This window comes from Syntrophomonas sp. UBA5494, assembly GCF_002426325.1.
Genome location: NZ_DIPG01000009.1, coordinates 24,712 through 26,476, shown reverse-complemented (window position 1 = coordinate 26,476; position 1,765 = coordinate 24,712). Strand labels below are relative to the sequence as shown.

The 1,765-nt window shown below is 50.6% G+C and carries 3 protein-coding genes and 1 pseudogene; all 4 read right to left on the bottom strand.

Annotation, left to right across the window (positions count from 1 at the left end):
• A pseudogene (porA, locus tag B3W37_RS01100) lies at positions 1–212 on the bottom strand (pyruvate ferredoxin oxidoreductase); the annotation flags it as partial.
• A complete protein-coding gene (locus B3W37_RS01095) occupies positions 209–517 on the bottom strand; it encodes a 4Fe-4S binding protein (protein ID WP_483174529.1) in 309 nt (102 codons plus the stop codon). The pseudogene porA and the gene B3W37_RS01095, both read right to left, overlap by 4 nt.
• The gene (locus B3W37_RS01090; protein ID WP_483171837.1) at positions 514–1,098 is read right to left on the bottom strand and encodes a 2-oxoacid:acceptor oxidoreductase family protein; all 585 of its coding nucleotides are present in this window, start codon (positions 1,096–1,098) and stop codon (positions 514–516) included. Before B3W37_RS01090 ends, B3W37_RS01095 begins: the two co-directional genes overlap by 4 nt.
• A 375-nt stretch (positions 1,099–1,473) precedes the next feature.
• Positions 1,474–1,765 (bottom strand): hypothetical protein (locus tag B3W37_RS01085; RefSeq protein ID WP_483174527.1); only part of this gene is annotated, 292 nt, incomplete at its 5' end.

The following is a 1,765-nucleotide window of genomic DNA, read 5'->3' as shown; positions in this document are numbered from 1 at the left end:
CCGGCAGCCTGCGCCGCAATGCACACCGACATTGAACTGTGCTCAGACTCCACGGCTACGTACTCGGTATTTACCTCGCCATTAGCCACATAATCGGCGAAGTATTCGGGAATCTCTGTGGAGGGGGTGATGGGGAACGCTCCCATGACATCAGGATTTACCTGCTTCATGGCATAAGCTACAGCCTCGTTGCCGGAAAGACGGTTGCTCATCTGGCTGCACCTCCAGATACCATTTTAATCGCCGGAAAGGGACAGACTTCCACACAAATTCCGCAGCCCTTGCAGTGCATATAATCGAAGTCCAGACGCTTCCCGTCCTTTACCGGAATAGCGCTGTCCGGGCAAAATGGGACACAAAGCATGCAGTGTTTGCATGCTTCCACGATAAATACGGGTGTGTTGGTCCTCCAGGTACCAGTATCGAAGGCCCGTGCGGTTCCCGGTTCGTAGATCTCCCCACCGGGGGTCAGATCCTGCCAGGGGGTGTGTTCGTTGATATCCTTCGCATGAATCATCCTACCTGCACCTCGTCCATGGATTTTTTCAGTGTTGCCATGTTACCCTCGACAACCTGGGGCTTGGCAGCAAATTTATGTTTAAAAGATTCTTCCATATTCGTTAAGAAACTCTCCATCTCCAAAACGCCGCTCACCTTGACTGCGGCAGCCAGCATAGGGGTATTGGGAAAATTTGCTCCCAGGATCTCTTCCGAAATGCGGCGGGCATCTATGGTGCAGACCTTTCCGTTCCATCCCCGCAGCTTCGGGCGCATCTCCTGGGGACAGCTGGAAGTATTGATGATTATCGCGCCGTCCTCTTTCAGTCCTCCGGTAACATCGACGCTTTCCAGCAGACTTTCATCCACCACAACCACATAGTCCGGATAGTAAATGTTGGAATGGATAGTACAGCGTTTTTCGCTGATACGGTTATAAGCGGTTATAGGCGCTCCCATACGTTCCGGCCCATATTCCGGGAATCCCTGCACAAATTTTCCTTCTAAACCGGCCACATCCGCCAAGAGCAGGCAGGCCATCTTGGCTCCCTGCCCGCCCCGGCCGTGCCAGCGAATTTCTACCATGTCATTGGTTGCCATTGCTGTTCCCTCCAGTCATTGTGATGGCTAAACTACCAGATAGGCGCCGAATCTTTTCCCTCAGCGCACCTATTATACCCCGCACGGGGCAGGCCGCATCGCTAAGGAGCAGGCTCCCAAGAGATGCCTTCAAAGTACTTTGGTCCTTCCAAGGATTTTGAGTGTATTTGCATAGAAGAGTGCAAAATACTAAAAATCGTGGGGCGCGCGACTTTCCACGAGCATCTTAATGCCATAAATATGGCAATGCTATTAAAGTAAAAAAGGCTTTCGTCCCGTAAAGGGACGAAAGCCTTAAAAGACATTCGCTATACCACCCATTAATACGACATACCATCATATGCGTTCCCGGTGACGGGGGAAACCCGTCGGAGCCTACTGGATTACTCGTTCGGTCCGCAGCTCAGGAGTGATTTTCGGGTCCAGACTACTGGTGCCGGGCTTGCACCCTCCCCGGCTCGCTGCAACGTTCAGCTGGAACGTACTCTCTCCGTCAATGCCTTTGAATTTTGAATTATAAATAAATATAACCACTTGATCGTGTTTTGTCAATCCCACGTGATTTTCAAGATAAGGCCAAACTATATTATAATCAGTGCCTTCTTCAATTATCTGCACATATGATTGATAACGATGACGCCGATTACGTTTTCTACCGCTTACCTCA

Coding starts and splice junctions, on each gene's coding strand:
- B3W37_RS01095 (WP_483174529.1), bottom strand. CDS start 517: ATGATTCATGCGAAGGATATCAACGAACACACCCCCTGGCAGGATCTG.
- B3W37_RS01090 (WP_483171837.1), bottom strand. CDS start 1,098: ATGGCAACCAATGACATGGTAGAAATTCGCTGGCACGGCCGGGGCGGG.